This is a genomic window from Pseudoroseicyclus aestuarii (assembly GCF_003217255.1).
Taxonomy (GTDB): Bacteria; Pseudomonadota; Alphaproteobacteria; order Rhodobacterales; family Rhodobacteraceae; genus Pseudoroseicyclus; species Pseudoroseicyclus aestuarii.
On record NZ_QJTE01000002.1, the window covers coordinates 636766 to 653793 of the forward strand.

Below are 17028 nucleotides of genomic sequence, written 5' to 3' on the forward strand. Positions count from 1 at the left end.
CATGAGCGACACCGACCTTGATCTTTTCGTGATCGGCGGCGGCATCAACGGCGCCGGCATCGCCCGCGACGCCGCGGGCCGCGGCCTCTCGGTCGTCCTGTGCGAAAAGGACGATCTGGCCGAGGGGACCTCCTCGCGCTCGGGCAAGCTGGTCCATGGCGGGTTGCGCTACCTCGAATACTACGAGTTCCGACTTGTCCGCGAGGCGCTGATCGAGCGCGAGGTGCTGATGAACAACGCGCCGCACATCATCTGGCCGATGCGCTTCGTGCTGCCGCACAGCCCGCAGGACCGGCCCGCCTGGCTCGTCCGGCTGGGGCTGTTCCTCTACGACAATCTCGGGGGCCGGAAGCAGCTGCCGGGCACCCGCACGCTGGACCTGCGGCGGGCACCCGAGGGCGCGCCGCTGAAGGACAGCTATCGCCGGGGCTTCGAATATTCGGACTGCTGGGTCGATGACGCGCGGCTCGTGGTGCTGAACGCGCTGGGCGCCGCCGAGAAGGGCGCCGAGGTGCTCACCCGCACCGAATGCGTCAGCGCCCGGCGCGAGGACGGCGCCTGGACCGTGATAACCCGCAACAGCATCACCGGCAAAGAGCGGCGCTTTCGCGCGCGCTGCATCGCCAATGCCGCCGGCCCCTGGGTCAGCCAGGTCATCACCAATGTCGCGGGCGGCAATTCCGCGCGCAACATCCGCCTCGTGAAGGGCAGCCATATCGTCGTGCCGAAGTTCTGGGAGGGTCAGCAGGCCTACCTCGTGCAGAACCACGACAAGCGGGTGATCTTCATCAACCCCTACGAGGGCGACAAGGCGCTGATCGGCACCACCGACACCCCCTACGAAGGCCGCGCCGAAGAGGTGCAGCCCGACCAGGGCGAGATCGACTACCTGCTGGCCGCCGTGAACCGCTACTTCAAGGAGCAGCTGACACAGGACGACGTGCTGACCAGCTTTGCCGGGGTGCGACCGCTCTTCGACGACGGGCAGGGCAACCCCTCGGCCGTGACGCGCGACTATGTCTTCGACCTCGACGAGACGGGCGGGGCGCCCTTGCTGAACGTCTTTGGCGGCAAGATCACCACCTACCGCGAGCTGGCCGAGCGGGGGATGCACAAGCTCAAGGGCGTCTTCCCGCAGATGGGCCCGGACTGGACCGAGAAGGCCCCGCTGCCGGGCGGCGAGATCGAGAACGCCGATTACACCGCCTTCTTCCAGGAGATGCGCGAAGCATATCCCTGGATGACGCGCGAGCTGCGGCGGCACTATGGCCGCCTTTACGGGGCGCGGGTCCATGCCATCGCCGGGGAGGCCGGATCGCTCGAGGGGCTGGGCCGGCACTTCGGCGGCACCCTCTACGAGGCCGAGGTGCGCTATCTCGTGGCGCATGAATGGGCGCAGCGCCCGGAGGATGTGCTCTGGCGCCGGTCCAAGCACCGTCTGCACATGACCGAGGCCGAGCAGGAGGCATTCGCCCGCTGGTTCGAGGCCGAGTTTCCGCAGCCCGCGCCCGCGCGGGGGGCCGCCTGATGGCCCTGACCCTGTCGCTGAACACCAACCCGCTGGTGAACCGCTTCGCCGATCCGGGCGAGCTGATCGAGACCGTCGCCCGCGAGGTGCGCATCCGCGACCTGCAGCTGACGCATGAGTTCATCAACCCCTCCTGGCCAGCGCCGGTGATCCGCCGGCTGACGCGGCAGATGGGCCGGGCGCAGGCCCGGACCGGGGTGCGCGTGACCTCCGGCATGACGGGGCCCTACGGGCGGCTCAACCACTTCGGCCACCCGGACCGGGACGTGCGGCGCTACTACGTGGATTGGTTCAAGACCTTTGCCGATATCACCGCCGATCTCGGCGGCACCTCGGTCGGGACGCAATTCGCGATCCTGACCTACGCCGATTACGACGATCCCGCCCGGCGCGAGGAGCGGATCGACTGCGCCATCGACTGCTGGGCCGAGGTTGCAGAGCATGCGAAGGCCGCCGGCCTGACTTCGGTCTTCTGGGAGCCGATGAGTGTCGGGCGCGAGTTCGGCGAGACGATCGAGGCGGCGATGGCCCTGCAAGAGCGGCTGACGGCGGCCGAGATGGCGGTGCCGATGTGGATGATGGCCGATATCGACCACGGCGACGTCACCAGCCCGAACCCGAGTGACACCGACCCCTATGCCTGGGCGCGCGCGGTGCCCAAGGTCTCTCCCATCATCCACATCAAGCAGTCGATGATGGACAAGTCCGGGCATCGTCCCTTCACGGCTGACTACAACGCCAAGGGCGCGATCCAGCCTGATCCGCTGCTGGCGGCGCTGGCCGACGGCGGCGCGGGGGACAACGAGATCTGCCTCGAGCTGTCGTTCAAGGAGCGGGAGCCGAACGATCGACAGGTGATCGCGCAGATCGCCGAAAGCGTCGCCTTCTGGGCGCCGCATATCGACAGCGGCGCCTCGGACCTGAAAGTCTGAGGCAGGCCGCGGCGGCAGGGGAGGGCCAGCCATGACCGAAGAGACACGCACCAAGAAGCTGATCAACGCGCCCGAGGCGGTGATCGACGAGATGATCGAGGGGCTGCTCGCCGCCCATCCCGACCTTCTGCGCCGGGACGGAGAGACCCTGCGCGCCGTCGCGGCGGTGGACGGCCCGCGCGAGGGCAAGGTCGGCATCGTCGTCGGCGGCGGCTCGGGCCACGAGCCGGCCTTCGTCGGCTACGTCGGGCGCGGCCTCGCCGATGCGGCGGCAATCGGCAATGTCTTCGCCTCGCCCAGTCCCGCGCAGGTGGCCGATGCGGTGCGGGCCGCCGATGGCGGCGCCGGGGTGCTGATGCTCTACGGCAATTACTCGGGCGACGTGATGAACTTCGGCATGGCCGCCGAGATGCTCGAGGAGGAGGGGATCGCGGCGCGCAGCCTGCTGGTCACCGACGACGCCGCCTCGGCCCCCATCGGGCGCGAGGGTGAGCGGCGCGGCATCGCGGGCGGTTTCTTCGTGTTCAAGGCGGCTGGGGCCGCCGCCGATCTGGGCCATGACCTCGATGAGGTCGCGCGCCTCGCCGCCCATGCCAATGCCCGCACCCGCTCGATGGGCGTCGCGCTGGGCGCCTGCTCCCTGCCGCAGACGCGGCGGCCGAATTTCACCATCGGCGCGGACGAGATGGAGATCGGCATGGGCATCCATGGCGAGCCGGGGATCGAGCGGACGCAGCTCGAGACGGCCGATGCCGTGGCCGAGAGACTGCTGGCGCCGATCATTCAGGAGCTGGCCTTGGGGCAGGGCGACCGCGTCGCGGTGCTGGTCAACGGCCTCGGCTCCACCAGCCTGATGGAGCTTTACATCCTGCACCGCCATGTTGCCGGGCGGCTGGAGGCGCTGGGCGTGGCGCAGGCCTGCTGCTGGGTGGGCAACTACGTCACCGCGCTGGAGATGGCCGGCGCATCTCTCTCGGTCCTGAAACTGGACGATGAACTCGAGCCGCTGATCGCCCATCCCTGCCGCACGCCCGCGCTTCAGGTCGGCCTGCCCGCGGCCCCCACCTCCGCGCCCGCCGCGCGGCCCGTTCGGCAGCGGCCCGAGATGCGATCCGAGGCGCCCCAGGGGCCGCTTGAGACCGGCGGAGAGATCTCCGCCGCCCTCTTCCGCACCATGCTTCTGGCCGCCGGAGAGCGGGTCATCGCCGAGGCCGACGTGCTGTCGGCGCTCGACGGGGCACTGGGCGACGGCGATCACGGCGTGACGATGGAGACGGGCTTTCGTGCCGTGGCGCGGGCGCTCGATGCGCTGCCGCAGGACGCTGCGCCGAACGTGCTTTGCGACGCCGCGGCGCAGGCCTTCCTCGATGCCGTCGGCGCCTCGGCCGGGCCGCTCTATGCCACCGGCCTGCGCCACGCCGGGCGCGCCGTCGCCCATCGCGGCGATCTGGACGCGGCTTCGCTCACCGCCTGGATCCGCGCCATGGCCGAGGGCATCGCCGAGCGCGGCGGCGCCCGTCCCGGCGACAAGACGATGCTCGACGCCTGGGCGCCCGCCGCCGAAGCCGCGGAGGACGCGCTGCGGGACGGGGGCGGCGCCGAGGCTTGCCTCGCCGCCGCGGCACAGGCCGCTCAGGCGGGCCGCGACGCGACCGAGGCGATGTGGGCCAGACGCGGCCGCGCGGCCAAGCTGGGCGACCGCGCCCTCGGCCACATAGACCCCGGCGCCGCCTCCGCCGCGCTGATCCTGGCGGCGATGAGCGCCGCGCAGGGGCGGGACATCTAGCGCGGCACGCGACCAGCTTCGGCACCCCCGGTTCCGAAGTCCCGCCGCCTCCGCGCCTGCATTTGTTCGGTGGTTTCGCTCACTGCCGGTGCTCCCAGGGCGCCGGCCGTTCCCGCTCGCCCTGCCATCTCGGTGCGCCCCTTGCGCCGCTCGTCAGGCAGGCGCGACGTAACGACGACGCGCAGGATTTTGGCCTTGTTTCTCTGGGACCACCTCTCTAGACGGGTCGGCGGAGACGTGGCCGAGTGGTCGAAGGCGCTCCCCTGCTAAGGGAGTAGGCGGGAAACCGTCTCGAGGGTTCGAATCCCTTCGTCTCCGCCACAAGGCCTTTTGCGACGCCCCCTGACCCGGCTGCGTCCGGAGGTCATCCTTTCACCGCTCTTTGATTGCTCGACCGGCGCGCTGGCTCCTGTCGCGCAGGGCAGCCCCTCGCGCGACATCCGTAAGCACGGAAGCCATGGCGCGGCCTGCCCCCGCACAGCCTGCGAGCAGCGTGCGCCTAGAGGCGCAGTGCCATCGGGACGATGAGGAGAAGCGCGAAGATGCGTGCGAAATGGTGCACGGCCACGAAGGCGGGATCGAAGCCGAGGGACAGGCCGATCGCGGCCATGGCCTCCACCCCGCCGGGCGCATAGGCGATCCAGACCTGCGAGAGGGGCAGGCCCGTGACAGCCTGCGCGACGAGCGCGGCGGCGAGCGAGATCACGAGCGAGGTCGCGACCACGCAGACCCCGGCAAGGGCGTAGCGCCTTGCCTGCGCCATGGTCACGCGGCTCATCCGGGCGCCGAGGACGGCCCCCGTCACGGCGAAGGCGCCGGCGATGGCCCAGCCCGGGGCGAGGCCATGGACCAGCCCGGTCGCATGGCCGCTCGCGCTCAGGATCATCCCGGCAAGCAGGCTCGCGGCGGGGATGCCGGCGCGGCCGCCGAGCAGGCCCAGCACCGTCGCGAGGGCGAGGAGCAGGGCGAAGGGGACCAGCGCCATGGCAGGAGCCGCCGTCCCGCCCGCTGTGGCCGATCCGTCGAGCACGACGGCCAGCGGCGGAATGGCGAGGACGAGGAACAGCAGGCGCATCAGCTGCAGGAACATCACCGCGGTCGGATCGCCGCGGCCCTCGCTGGCGATGGCGATGGCATTGGACATCGTGCCCGGAGAGCTGGCGAGGACCGCGGTCTCGCGATCGAGGCCGAACCAGCGGGTCAGCAGGACGCGGCCCGTAAGGATCGTGGCGACGAGCGAGGCCGTCAGGATCACGAGGCTGACGGCCCATGTGCCGAGCTGGCCGAAGAGCCCCTCGTCCACGCCCGAGCCGAGGGAGACGCCGATGGTCGCGAAGGCGACGTCCCGAAGCCGTGTCGGCAGGCCGACGGCGGGGCCCGCCGCGGCGAGGGCGGCGACGGCCAGCGTGCTGCCGATCAGCGCGCCGGCCGGAACGCCGAGGAGGGCGGCCAGAGCCGCCCCCGCAAGGGCCGCGGCCAGCGTGGCCGCGTATCGGGTCAGGTCCCGGGCCATGGGTCAGCCCCTGGGGTCCGCATCGCCTTCCATGGCGCGCGCCCGGCGGGAGAGCCAGATCGGCGCCACCACGACGATCAGCGCGAGGGCGTAGAGCACGATGCTCTTGTAGTCCTGCAGCAGGATGCCCCAGTCCCCGCCCGAGATCGACAGCGCCCGGCGCAGGTTGTTCTCGAACAGGCTGCCAAGCACGAAGCCGAGGATCACCGGCGCGAGGCTGAAGTCCAGCTTGCGCAGGATCCATCCGAAGACGCCCAGGCCGGTGATCAGCAGCAGGTCGAAGGGATTGCCGACGATCGTGTAGATCCCGATGAAGGCGAGGATCGCGATCAGCGGCGTCAGGTAGTGCTGCGGGATCGTCAGCATCCGGGCGAAGAGGCCCACCAGCGGCAGGTTGATGACCAGCAGCGCGACGTTGCCGATGTACATCGAGGCGATCAGGCCCCAGGCCACGTCGGGCCGCTGGGTGAACATCATCGGACCGGGCTGGATGTTGAACATCAGCAGCGCGCCCAGAAGGATCGCCGTGGTGCCCGAGCCGGGGATGCCCAGCGTCAGCATCGGCACCATCGCACCGCCGGCGGCGGCGTTGTTGGCGGCCTCGGGCGCGGCAAGGCCGCGCACGTCGCCGGTGCCGAAGGTCTTCTCGGAGTCCGAGATCCGCTTTTCCGTGCCATAGGCCACGGCCGAGGCGACGGAGGCGCCGGTGCCGGGCAGGATGCCGATGAAGAAGCCGAGGATCGAGGAGCGCACGATGGTCCACTTGCACTTGGCGAGATCGGCCATGCGCACGAAGCTCTTGTCGACGGGCAGGGACTTGAGCTTGCCCGAGACCTGATGCTCGACCAGCGTCAGAAGCTCGGCCATGCCGAAGAGGCCGACGACGACGATCAGGAAGTCGATGCCCGCGAGGATGTCGGGAATCCCGAAGGTGAAGCGCGGCACGCCGGTATTGGCGTCGATGCCGATGGTCGCCAGCATCAGGCCGATCACGGCGCCCAGCAGCGTCTTCACCGTGCTCTTGCCCACGAGCGAGGCGAGCGAGGCGAAGGCGAAGACCATCAGCGCGACGTAGTTCGCGGGCGAGAAGGTGACCGCGAAACTGGCCAGCAGCGGCGCGAAGAGCGACATCAGGATCACCGCGAAGGTGCCGCCGACGAAGGAGGCCACCGCCGAGAGCGAGAGGGCGCGCCCCGCCTCGCCCTTCCGGGCCATGGGGTTGCCGTCGAGCGTGGTCATCACCGCTCCCGCGTCTCCCGGCACGTTCAGCAGGATCGAGGAGATGCGCCCGCCGTATTCGGCGCCGTAGTAGATGCCCGCCAGCAGGATCAGCGCGGATTCGGGGCCGAAGCCCAGCCCGTAGGCGATAGGCAGCAGGATCGCGACGCCGTTGATCGGCCCGAGGCCGGGCAGGGCGCCGATCAGCGTGCCGGCGAAGCAGCCCGCCAGAACGAGGAACAGGTTGAACGGGTCGAGGGCGACACCAAAGCCGGTCGCAAGGCCGGTGAAGACGGCATCCATCAGGAGGCTCCTTCCTGGGCGGTGGCATCCATGATCGCTTCGATCAACTCACCCTCGGGCAGGTTCAGATCGAGCAGCGTCACGCACAGCAGGTAGCCGCCGATACCGGCGGCGAATCCGAAGACGATGGACCGGACAAGGCCCGCCCCGAGCATGGCGCAGAGCGCGGTGCCGAAGAGGATCGTCGCCAGCACGAAGCCCAGCGGCTCGTAAAGCTCGGAATAGGCGCAGAGCATGAGGACCGTGGCGCCCAGGCGGAACCAGGTCTTGCACGCCACGCCCATCTCCGTCGCGTCGGGCCTCCACAGGATCACGAGAAGGCAGGCCATGGCGACCAGCGACAGGATCTGCGGCCAGCTTTCCGGGCCGAGCGGATCGTATTGGAAGGGGGCTTTGATGGCGGTGAATGCGATGACCGCGTAGGCCAGCGTCACGATCAGAAGCACCCCGGCAAAAATGCGATCGACCATGAGCGGTCTCCTCGTATCGATGGGGTGGGACGAAAAAAGGCCCGGCCGCCTCTGCGAAAGAGGGGCCGGGCCAGGCGTGCTATCAGTTGGAGAGCAGGCCGACCTCGGTCGCGATCTCGCGCAGGTTCTGCACGCGCTCCTCGATGGAGGCCTGAAGCTCGTCGCCCGCCATGTTGAGCGGCAGCAGGCCACGCTCGGCCTGAACGGCGGCGAACTCCTCGGTGGCATAGGCCGCCTCGAAGGCATCGACCCAGGCCTGGTAGTCCGCGTCCGAAACCTCGCCGCCCATGTAGAAGCCGCGCAGGATCGTCCATTCGACGTCGTAGCCCTGCTCCATCGCGGTCGGGATCTCGGCGAAGGGCGCCTCGAGACGCTCGGGCGACATCACGCCAAGGATGCGCATCTGGCCGGACTCGAGGTGCGGGACCATCTCGCCGACATCGCCCATGTAGACCTCGATGGAGCCGCCGAGCAGCGCCGCGATGGCATCGCCGCCGCCGTCGAAGGCGACGTAGCGCATGTCCATCGGCGAGGCGTCGGCCTCGCGCAGGAGCAGCGCGCCCTTCATCCAGTCCTGCGAGCCGACAGAGCCGCCGGCGCCCACGACGACCGAAGACGGGTCGGACGAGAAATCGTCCATCAGCTGGCTCAGATCCTCGTACTCGCTGTCGGCGCGCACGACGATGGCGCCGAAATCGGCGCCGGCGGTGCCGACCCAGCGCACGTCGGTCTCGTCGAAGGCGCCGTACTTGCCGGTGACGATGTTCAGAAGCGAGCCGGTCGAGAAGGCGACGATGGCCGAGCCGTCGTCGGTGCGGGTGGTGTTGAACAGGTTATAGGCCACGGCGCCGATGCCGCCGGGCATGAAGGTCACCTGGATCGGCTCGCTCACATGCGGCTCGAGCCCGGTCTGCACCACGCGGCAGGTCAGGTCGAAGCCGCCGCCGGGGTTGGCCGGGGCGACGCATTCGGGAGAGTCGATCTCGCTCTGCGCGAAGGCAGGCATGGCGAAGGCGGTAGCGGCAACGAGGGTGGTCGCGCCGAGACGTGCGAATGACATGGATGTCCTCCCAATATGTCGAGACCGGGTCCTCCACCCGGCTGGCGCCTGTATCACCACGCAGGCTGAGCGGACCCTGACGCGAAACTGACACGACGCTGACACGGCCTTGTCGCGGAATGCCGTCGCTTCCCGGAGAAGGGCGGGGCTGCTAGATCTTGGCCATGCGGATGCTGCTCGTGGAAGACAACGACGACCTGGCGGAGACGATCATCGATCGGCTGCGGGCCGAGGGACATTCCGTTGACCGCGAACGCGACGGCAACGAGGCGAACGAGCTTCTGCGTCACTTCAAGTTCGACATCGTCCTGCTGGACGTGAACCTGCCGGGGCGCAGCGGCTACGAGGTGCTGCGCAGCCTGCGCAACCGCCTCGACGAGACGCCGGTCATCATCCTGACCGCGCGCAGCCAGATCGACGACCGGGTGATCGGCCTCGATGCCGGGGCCGACGACTACATGATCAAGCCCGTCGATTTCCGCGAGTTGTCGGCCCGCTGCCGCGTGCTGGCCCGCCGCCGCGCGGGCAACGCCAGCAATGTCTTCACCGCCGGGCCGCTGGTCTTCGACCGCGCCGCCAAGCAGGCCAAGATCCATGGACGCGACACCGGGATGCGCGCGCGGGAGATCCAGCTGCTGGAGATCATGATCGACAACATGGGCCGGATGCTGACCAAGGAGGATGTCGCCGACAGGCTTTATACCTTCGAGGACGCGCCCAGCCTCAATGCCGTCGAGCAGCTGGTGACGCGGCTCAGGCGCAAGCTCGAGGGCACGCCGCTGGTGATCAAGACGGCGCGCGGCCTGGGCTACATCGCCTATCTGGCCGAAGATGACTGAGGGCGGCGGCCATTCGCTCCAGCGCCGGCTGCTGGTGACGATGGCCACGGGATTCGCGATCCTGCTGCTGCTGATCTCGGCCCTTTTGTGGACCTACGCGCGGGCCGCCGCGAACCGGCCGCAGGACCTGCTTCTGGCGGGCACGGCGCTGTCGATCCTCGAACGCATCTCCGCCGGCCCCGAGGGGGCGACGGTCGATCTGCCGAACTCGGCGATGGAGATCCTGTCGCTCAACCCCATCGACCGGGTGCAGTACCGGGTCTTCCTGCCGGGCGGGCCGACCCTGACCGGTACGGAGGGGCTTCCCGTGCCTCCGGGCCTCGCCCCCTCCGGCGCCCCCGTCTTCTTCGAACAGGCCTTTTCCGGCACGGTCTTCCGCTTCGTGCTGCAGGCGCGGCAGCTCACCACCGCGGAGGGGCGGCAATGGGTGGCGGTGCAGGTCGGCCAGACCGTCGAGGCGCGCGACGCGGAGCAGCGCTCCTTCTTCGTGGCCGGGCTGATCGGGCTGGCGGGGCTGTCTCTCATCGGGCTGGGCTTCGTCTGGGTCGCGATCCGCACCTCTCTGGCGCCGCTGCGGCAGGTGGCTGCCGATCTCGCGCAGCGAGAGCCGGCCGACCTCGGCGCGGTCGGGGGGGCGCCGCCGCGCGAGATCCGGGGCCTGTTCGATGCGATCAACGGCTTCATCGCCCGCCTCAGCCGCAGCCGCGCGCTGACCGAAACCTTCATCGCCGACGTGGCCCACCAGACGCGCACCTCGCTCTCGGCGCTGCAGGGGCACCTGTCGCTGGCCGTCGATGCGGAAACGCCCGAGCAGATGCGCAGCCGGCTGGTCAAGGCGGACCGTCAGGCGACGCGCACGGTGCGGCTGACGAACCAGCTTCTGGCCAATGCCATGGTCATCCACCGCTCCGACAGGTCGAGCCTGCAGCCGCTGGCCCTGAAGCCGCTGGTGCGCGACACCCTTGCCCAGACGCTGCGCGACAGCCGCATGCGGCATATCTCGCTCTCCTTCGTCGACGAGGGGATCGAGCCGGGCGGGGACATTGTCCTCGGCGACGCGGTCTCGATCCGCGAGGCGCTGCGCAACCTGATCGAGAATGCCGTTCGCCACGGCCCGCCAGACAACACGATAACGATCTCGCTCGTCGCATCGAACGAGGCGCTGGTGCTGAGCGTCGAGGACGCCGGTCCCGGCATCGCGGAGGCGGACCTGCCGCGGGCGACCGAGCGGTTCACCTCCCTGTCCCAGAACTCCACCGGCTCGGGCCTCGGGCTGTCGATCGTGAAGGCGGTGACGGATGGCCACGGGGCAGAGCTGCGGCTCGGGCGTTCCCCCTTGGGAGGACTCTGCGTGACACTGATCTTCAAGCGGCTTCTGGCCGTTCTCCTGCTGGCGCTCTGGCCGCTGGTCTCCGGCGGCGGCGCGGCGCGGGCGGAGGCGCTGGTGATCCACAGCGCGACCGATACCGCGGCGATGCGCCCCCTGATCGAGGCCTTCGAGGCCCGCACCCCCGGCGTCGAGGTCGACTACGTAGAATACCAGACCCTCGATCTTTACCGCGCGATGCTGCGGGAGGCAGAGGGGCCGGGGCCGGACCTCGTCATTTCCTCGGCCATGGATCTGCAGGTCGATCTGGTCAATCGCGGTCTCGCCCGGCGCCTCCAGCTGCCGTTCCAGACCGAGTCCCCCTCCTGGGCCGTCTGGCGGTCCGAGCTTTTCGGCTTCACCTTCGAGCCGGCGGTGATCGTCTACGACACCCGCGCGATCTCGCGAGAGGAGCTGCCCGCGTCCCACCGCGATCTCGCGACCTTCGTCCGCGAGAACGAGGACCGCTTCCGCGGCCGCATCGGGACCTACGACATCGCGCAATCCGGCATCGGCTACCTCTTCGCCTCGCAGGACGGCCTTCAGGGTCCGCAGATGCTGCGCCTCTTCGAGGTTCTCGGCCGCGCCGACCTCAAGACCTACTGCTGCACCTCGCAGATGGTCGAGGCGACGGCGCGGGGGGAACTGGCCTTCGCCTTCAATACCATCGGCTCCTACGCGGCGGCGCAGATCGAGGCAGAGCCGCATCTCGGCCTGCATTTCTTCGACGACTACAACCTCGTGATGACGCGGACCGCCTTCGTCCCCGCGGCCGCGCGCCAGCCAGAGGTGGCGGCGCTCTTCATCGCCTTCCTGCTCTCGCGCGAAGGGCAGGGCATCATCGCGGAGCAGACGCCGCTCATTCCCCTCAGCCCGGAGCAGGCGATCCCGCCGCCCATCGGCCCCGAGATGCGGGCCCGCAGCGGAACCTTCCTGCCGATCAGGCTGACACCCGGTCTGCTGACCTACCTAGACGCGCTGAAGCAGCGCGACTTCCTCTCGGCCTGGGAGGCGTCGCTGGGGCGGTGAGCGCCCGGCCTTGGCTATCGCCCTGCGCCGGGCGTCGCCCTACCATCGCGGGTCACATGCACCCGGGCCGGAGACCGCCATGCAGTCGCTCTTTCACCTTGCCATCCATGTCACCGATCTCGACGAGGCGTGCGCCTTCTACGGCGGCGTTCTGGGCTGCCGCGAGGGCCGCTCTGCCGAGACATGGGTCGATTTCGACTTCTTCTCGCACCAGCTCTCGCTGCACCTCGGCACGCCCTTCGCGACGACGCGGACGGGGAAGGTGGGCGATCACATGGTGATGATGCCGCATATCGGCGCCGTCCTGCGGCTGGAGGACTGGCTTGCGCTGGCAGACCGGCTGCAGGAGGCGGGCGTGGCCTTCGACATCCCGCCGGTCGTCCGCTTCGAGGGAGAGCCGGGGGAGCAGCGGACGATGTTCTTCTTCGACCCTTCGGGTAATCCGATCGAGATCAAGGGTTTTCGGGACTTCGACGGCCTCTTCGCCGCCTAGCCGGGCAACCCTTCGATATGCCGCGACCGGCCGCAGGGGGCCGGTCGCGGGTCGTGTCGTCAAGGTCCGGGCACCTACGGCGCCCCGGCGGCTTACTGGCCCAGAACGGCGGCCAGACGGGTGCGCGCATCCTCGTTCAGCCACTGCGACCAGGTGTCGGTGTTGGTCGTCAGGAAGTGCACCGCGGCCTCTTCGGTGGTCGCGTTGTTCTCGTCGCGCCAGGCGAGCAGGGCGCTCATCTCGTCGGTGCCGAAGCTGACGTTGCCGATCATCTCGGCGACCTCGGGGTTCGCTTCGACGAACTCGGTGGTCGCGACGGTATAGACCAGGCTCGGGGGATAGGCGCTGGGCTGCGGGTCGGCGACATTCTCGTCGAGGTTGCCCTCATGCGCCTCGAGATCGACCCCGCCGATATCGACCATGGTCATGTCGAGGCGGCCCATCAGAGCGGTCGGCTCCCAGTAGTAGCCGAACCAGGGCTCCTCGTTCTCGTAGGCGGCGGCCAGCGAGGCGGCCAGCGTCTCGCCGCTGCCGTGATCGAAGACCTCGATCCCGGCCTCTTCAAGGCCGTAGGCGCGCGCGATGTTGCGGTTGATGGTCGAGCAGACCCAGCCGCCCGAGGGGCAGTTGTTGAAGCGGTTGCCGACCAGATCCGGGTTGTCGATGATCCCCTGGATCGTCGTCAGCTCGGGGTGCTCTTCGGCGAGGTAGGTCGGGATCCACCAGGCTTCGATGCCGCCCGGCTCGAGCACCTCGGCGAGATCGGTGATCACGCCGTCGGCCTTCAGCCGGTCGTAGACGGCCCCGGCGGAGTTCACCCAAAGCTCGGTGACGATGTCCGGATCGCCGTTCTCGGACAGCGAGGTCAGGGCCGGGATCGTGTCCGAGGGCACCCGCGTGACCTCGCAGCCGTAGCCGTTCTGCATGAGGAACGACGCGATCTCCGTCGTGATGATGGCGGAGGAGAAGCTCATCTCGGTGATGCTGACTTCACCGCACTCTGCGGCAGCGACGCTGGGCGCAGCGGCCGCCAGGACCGCGACGGAAAGGGCTCGTTTCATCATTGGCAAGGCTCTCTGTTGTTTCAATCGCGACCCTATAGCGCATTGGAACGACAAAGACCAATGCGGCGGGCATGCGCTGCCGCCACGCCCGCCGCAGCCCGGGGGGCTAGAGCGCCGGGCCGGGCCGGATCGGGCTGCCGTCGGTGAAGCGCGAGAAGCGGAAGCGCGACAGATCGTGACCCGGCGGGTCCCCTGCGACGAGGTCCGCCAGCACCCGCCCGAAGCCCGGCCCGATGCCGAAGCCATGCGCCGACATGCCCGTGCCGATGGTCAGCCCCTCCAGCGCCTCGCAGCGCGAGGCGATGGGCACCACGTCGGGCATCGCGTCGATCATCCCGGCCCAGGCCGCGCGCAGCGTGATCGGGCCAAGCTGCGGGAAGAGCGCGGCGAAGTTGCGCTGCATCGCCGCCGCGGCGCGGGCGTTCGGCGCCGGGTTCAGCACGCGCATCCGCTCGAAGGGTGTGACCTCGTCGGGGCCGAAGCGGCGCGGGGTGCGCCAGGCGTCGGGGAACCCGGCGGGGGCCGCAAGGCGAGGCCGCGTGCCGAAGGGATCGGTCCGCCAGGTGGCGAGGTAGGCGCGCATGTGGCGCAGCAGGTCGCGGCCCATGTAGGCCTCGTGAAAGCCCGCGGGGCCTAGCGTGTAGCCGCCGTCCTGCCGGCGGCGAAAGGCGATGCGGGCATCCGTGGCGGCACCGGCGTGGATCTCGGGCAGCGGCCCGGTCGCCGCGACGGTGCCGCGCACGGCCAGCTGCGGGATGCGGATGCCGGCCTGCCGCAGCAGCAGCGAGGACCAGGCGCCGCCGGCCACCAGCACCTGCGGCGCGCGCAGGCGCCCGGCCTCTGTCGCGACGCCGGCGATGCGCCCGGCCTCGACCTCGAGGCCCCGCACCGCGCAGCCCTCGCGGATCAGCACGCCTTCGCGGGCGGCAAGGCGGGCGAGGGCGGGCACGGCCTTCCATGGCTCGCCGCGCATGTCCGAGGGGGTGCGCATCGCGCCCAGCGGCTTGCCCGTCATGCCGGGGATCAGCGCCTCGGTCTCGGCGGCACTCAGCATGGTGGTATCCACGCCCTGCGCCTTGGCATGGGGCAGCCAGTCCTCGAACTCTGCCAGCTCGGCCTGGCTATGGGCGATGTAGGTCGTCCCGCCGGGCGCGAGGCCGATATCCTCGCCGCACTCCGCGGAGAGCTGTTTCCACAGCGCGATCGCCTCGGTCGAGATCGGCAGCTCGTCCGGGTCGCGGCCCTGCTGCCGGATCCAGCCCCAGTTGCGCGAGGATTGCTCGCCCGCGATGCGGCCCTTTTCCAGCAGGGTGACGCGCAGCCCCTTGCGGCGCAGGAAGAGCGCGGCGGTCACGCCGATCACCCCGCCGCCGACCACGACGACATCGCATTCCGCCGGCAGGGCGGCGGCATGCTCGATCGGCTGGGCCTCCGAAATCGGAAAACTCATCACGCGGCTCCCGTTTCTGTGGGCGCTGCGGCCCGCGACAGGATCGCCATGCTCTCGACCGCCTCGAGCAGCACATCGTCCGGCACGGTCAACGCCACCCGGATCAGGCTGCCGCCGCCCTCGCCGAAGGCGCTGCCGGGCATGACGGCGATGCCGTGCTCTTCCAGCAGGCGCCAGGCGAAGGCCTCGCCGTCCATCCCGGTCTGCGCCACGTCGATCATCGTGAACATGCCGCCCGCCGGCATCGCCGAGGACAGCGCCGGGATCGCCTGCACCCGCTCGTGCACCAGCCGCGCACGGCGGCCCAGCGCCTCTCGCAGGAGGGCCGAGGTCGGGTAGGCCCCGCGCAGCGCCGCCTCGGTCATGTCGGCGATGAAGGGCTGGTTGCCGAAGAGCATCACCTCCGAGATGGGCAGCAGCCGGCGCGAAAACGCCGCCGGGCCGATCGACCAGCCGCTGCGGAAGCCGGTGGCGGCATGGCTTTTGGAGATCGAGGAGACGACGACCGTGCGTTCGCGCAGGCGCGCGATCTCGAGGGGGGAGGCAAAGCTGCCCTCGAAGATCAGCGCCTCGTAGACCTCGTCGCAGACGATCCAGAGGTCGTTCTCGATGCAGATGTCGCCCAGCGCCTCGAGCGTCTCGCGGCGCAGCACCGCGCCGGTGGGATTGTGCGGCGTGTTCAGCAGCAAGACGCGGCTGTCCGGGGTGACGGCGGCGCGCAGATCCTCGGGCCGCATCTCGAAGCCGGCCTCGATCCGCAGCGGCACCGGCTGGACGTGGGCGCCGGTGGCCTGCACCACGCCCTCGTAGGTGGCGTAATAGGGATCGCCGATCAGCACGCCGTCGCCGGACCCGGTCAGCGCGGTGAAGACGGCATAAAGGGCCGTCTGCGTGCCGGGAAAACACAGCACGTTGTCCGCCGTGATCTCCGGGTGGCGCGGGCGGTAGCGCTCGACCAGCGCATCGACCAGCCCCGGCTCTCCCTGACCGTTGGAATATCGGGTGCGCCCGGCGCGCAGTGCGGTGATGCAGGTCTCGACCAGCGCGGGATCGGGCGTGATGTCCGGCTCTCCGATGGTCAGGTCGGTGACGGTCTCGCCGGCCTCGGTGCGGGCGCGGGCGGCGTTGTGAACGGCCCATTTGTCGCCGCCAAGGTCGTAAAGACGGTCGGTGATCGCGGCATAGCGCATGGCGGGTCCTTTCTGGGGTCGGTCAGTCCTGCGGCGGCAGGTCGGTCAGGTGGCGCAGCAGGGCGGTGTCGGGCAGCCGCAGCAGCCCCTCGGCGGCGCTGAGGGCGATGCCCGGCAGGCGGTGCGGGTCGTAAAGGCCGTGGTCGAGCGATCCTTCCAGCCAGAGCCCGTCGATCAGCCCGTTCAGGGCGATGGCGAGGCTGCGGCAGGCCTCGGGGCTGCTCGGGCGGCCGTGCTTGACGAGGACTGGGTGGATCAGCCGCGTCAGCACCTCGAGGAACTCGCGGTAGCTGTCGCGGTGGATGACGGAATAGCCCGCCTCCCCGTCGACCCGTCCGATGAAGGTCGCCCAGAGCGACACCTTCCGGGGCGAGAGGTTCGGCTGCATCACGTTGGCCGCGACAAAGCGGGCGAGGGCCGCCTCTGGGCTGTCGCCGCCGGCCCGTGCGGCCTCTGCCGCCTCGGAGGTGAGCTGCGTCATCAGGTGGGCGTAGGCCTGGCGCACCATCTCGTCCATGGAGCCGAAGTGGTGACGGATCAGCCCGGCGGTCACGCCGGCACGCTCGGCGATGCGGCGCGCGCTGGCGCCGCTTGCCCCGGCCTCGCCGATGCAGTCCAGCGTCGCCTCCAGAAGCGCGCGGCGCCGGTCGGCATCCGCGAGGCGCTGAAAGCTCTTGCGCGTCGGCGTGACGGCCTTTGGGCTGTGCAGTTGCTCATTCTGGGGGCGCTGTGCCGGTTTATTGACCATCGCGCTTTTCTCTCCTGGGGCGGACGGGTAGATATTCCC

General features: G+C 69.8%; 14 protein-coding genes and 1 tRNA gene. 7 read left to right on the plus strand and 8 right to left on the minus strand.

Going from position 1 to position 17028, the window contains the following annotated elements:
• The first annotated feature begins 1 nt into the window (after position 1).
• The 4 genes from DFP88_RS07890 (at position 2) to DFP88_RS07905 (ending at position 4567) form a co-directional block, all read left to right on the plus strand.
• Positions 2-1528 carry a glycerol-3-phosphate dehydrogenase gene (locus DFP88_RS07890; RefSeq protein ID WP_110813887.1) on the plus strand — a complete coding sequence of 509 codons (1527 nt, stop codon included), beginning with the start codon at positions 2-4 and terminating at the stop codon, positions 1526-1528.
• A complete protein-coding gene (locus DFP88_RS07895) occupies positions 1528-2460 on the plus strand; it encodes a sugar phosphate isomerase/epimerase family protein (RefSeq protein ID WP_110813888.1) in 933 nt (310 codons plus the stop codon). The genes DFP88_RS07890 and DFP88_RS07895 overlap by 1 nt, the downstream gene beginning before the upstream one ends.
• A gap of 31 nt (positions 2461-2491) precedes the next feature.
• Positions 2492-4246 (plus strand): dihydroxyacetone kinase subunit DhaL, encoded by a 1755-nt coding sequence (dhaL, locus tag DFP88_RS07900; protein WP_110813889.1) that lies wholly within the window; start codon positions 2492-2494, stop codon positions 4244-4246.
• Between the two features lie 231 nt (positions 4247-4477).
• A tRNA-Ser gene (locus DFP88_RS07905) sits at positions 4478-4567 on the plus strand.
• A gap of 178 nt (positions 4568-4745) precedes the next feature.
• Here DFP88_RS07905 and DFP88_RS07910 read toward each other — a convergent pair.
• The 4 genes from DFP88_RS07910 to DFP88_RS07925 all read right to left on the minus strand — a co-directional run bounded on the left by DFP88_RS07910 (position 4746) and on the right by DFP88_RS07925 (position 8810).
• Complete coding sequence (locus DFP88_RS07910; RefSeq protein ID WP_110813890.1) at positions 4746-5759, minus strand: AbrB family transcriptional regulator; 1014 nt, start codon at positions 5757-5759, stop codon at positions 4746-4748.
• 3 nt (positions 5760-5762) lie between these two features.
• The gene (locus DFP88_RS07915) at positions 5763-7280 is read right to left on the minus strand and encodes a tripartite tricarboxylate transporter permease (RefSeq protein WP_110813891.1); all 1518 of its coding nucleotides are present in this window, start codon (positions 7278-7280) and stop codon (positions 5763-5765) included.
• Positions 7280-7750, minus strand: coding sequence for a tripartite tricarboxylate transporter TctB family protein (locus tag DFP88_RS07920; RefSeq protein WP_110813892.1), 471 nt, complete (start codon positions 7748-7750; stop codon positions 7280-7282). Before DFP88_RS07920 ends, DFP88_RS07915 begins: the two co-directional genes overlap by 1 nt.
• A gap of 82 nt (positions 7751-7832) precedes the next feature.
• On the minus strand, positions 7833-8810 hold the full coding sequence (locus DFP88_RS07925; protein WP_110813893.1) for a Bug family tripartite tricarboxylate transporter substrate binding protein: 978 nt from the start codon (positions 8808-8810) through the stop codon (positions 7833-7835).
• Between the two features lie 164 nt (positions 8811-8974).
• Between DFP88_RS07925 and DFP88_RS07930 the strand changes: the two genes are divergently transcribed.
• The 3 genes from DFP88_RS07930 to DFP88_RS07940 all read left to right on the plus strand — a co-directional run bounded on the left by DFP88_RS07930 (position 8975) and on the right by DFP88_RS07940 (position 12537).
• On the plus strand, positions 8975-9649 hold the full coding sequence (locus tag DFP88_RS07930) for a response regulator transcription factor (RefSeq protein WP_110813894.1): 675 nt from the start codon (positions 8975-8977) through the stop codon (positions 9647-9649).
• On the plus strand, positions 9642-12044 hold the full coding sequence (locus tag DFP88_RS07935; RefSeq protein ID WP_245904735.1) for a sensor histidine kinase: 2403 nt from the start codon (positions 9642-9644) through the stop codon (positions 12042-12044). Before DFP88_RS07930 ends, DFP88_RS07935 begins: the two co-directional genes overlap by 8 nt.
• 79 nt (positions 12045-12123) lie before the next feature.
• Positions 12124-12537, plus strand: coding sequence for a VOC family protein (locus tag DFP88_RS07940; RefSeq protein ID WP_110813895.1), 414 nt, complete (start codon positions 12124-12126; stop codon positions 12535-12537).
• A 92-nt stretch (positions 12538-12629) separates the two neighbouring features.
• Here DFP88_RS07940 and DFP88_RS07945 read toward each other — a convergent pair whose 3' ends face one another.
• The 4 genes from DFP88_RS07945 to DFP88_RS07960 form a co-directional block, all read right to left on the minus strand.
• A complete protein-coding gene (locus tag DFP88_RS07945; RefSeq protein WP_342767701.1) occupies positions 12630-13601 on the minus strand; it encodes an ABC transporter substrate-binding protein in 972 nt (323 codons plus the stop codon).
• Between the two features lie 106 nt (positions 13602-13707).
• On the minus strand, positions 13708-15051 hold the full coding sequence (locus tag DFP88_RS07950; protein WP_110813896.1) for an NAD(P)/FAD-dependent oxidoreductase: 1344 nt from the start codon (positions 15049-15051) through the stop codon (positions 13708-13710).
• On the minus strand, positions 15051-16241 hold the full coding sequence (locus DFP88_RS07955) for a pyridoxal phosphate-dependent aminotransferase (RefSeq protein ID WP_110813897.1): 1191 nt from the start codon (positions 16239-16241) through the stop codon (positions 15051-15053). The genes DFP88_RS07950 and DFP88_RS07955 overlap by 1 nt, the downstream gene beginning before the upstream one ends.
• A gap of 22 nt (positions 16242-16263) precedes the next feature.
• The gene (locus DFP88_RS07960; RefSeq protein WP_110813898.1) at positions 16264-16989 is read right to left on the minus strand and encodes a TetR family transcriptional regulator C-terminal domain-containing protein; all 726 of its coding nucleotides are present in this window, start codon (positions 16987-16989) and stop codon (positions 16264-16266) included.
• Positions 16990-17028 lie beyond the last annotated feature (39 nt).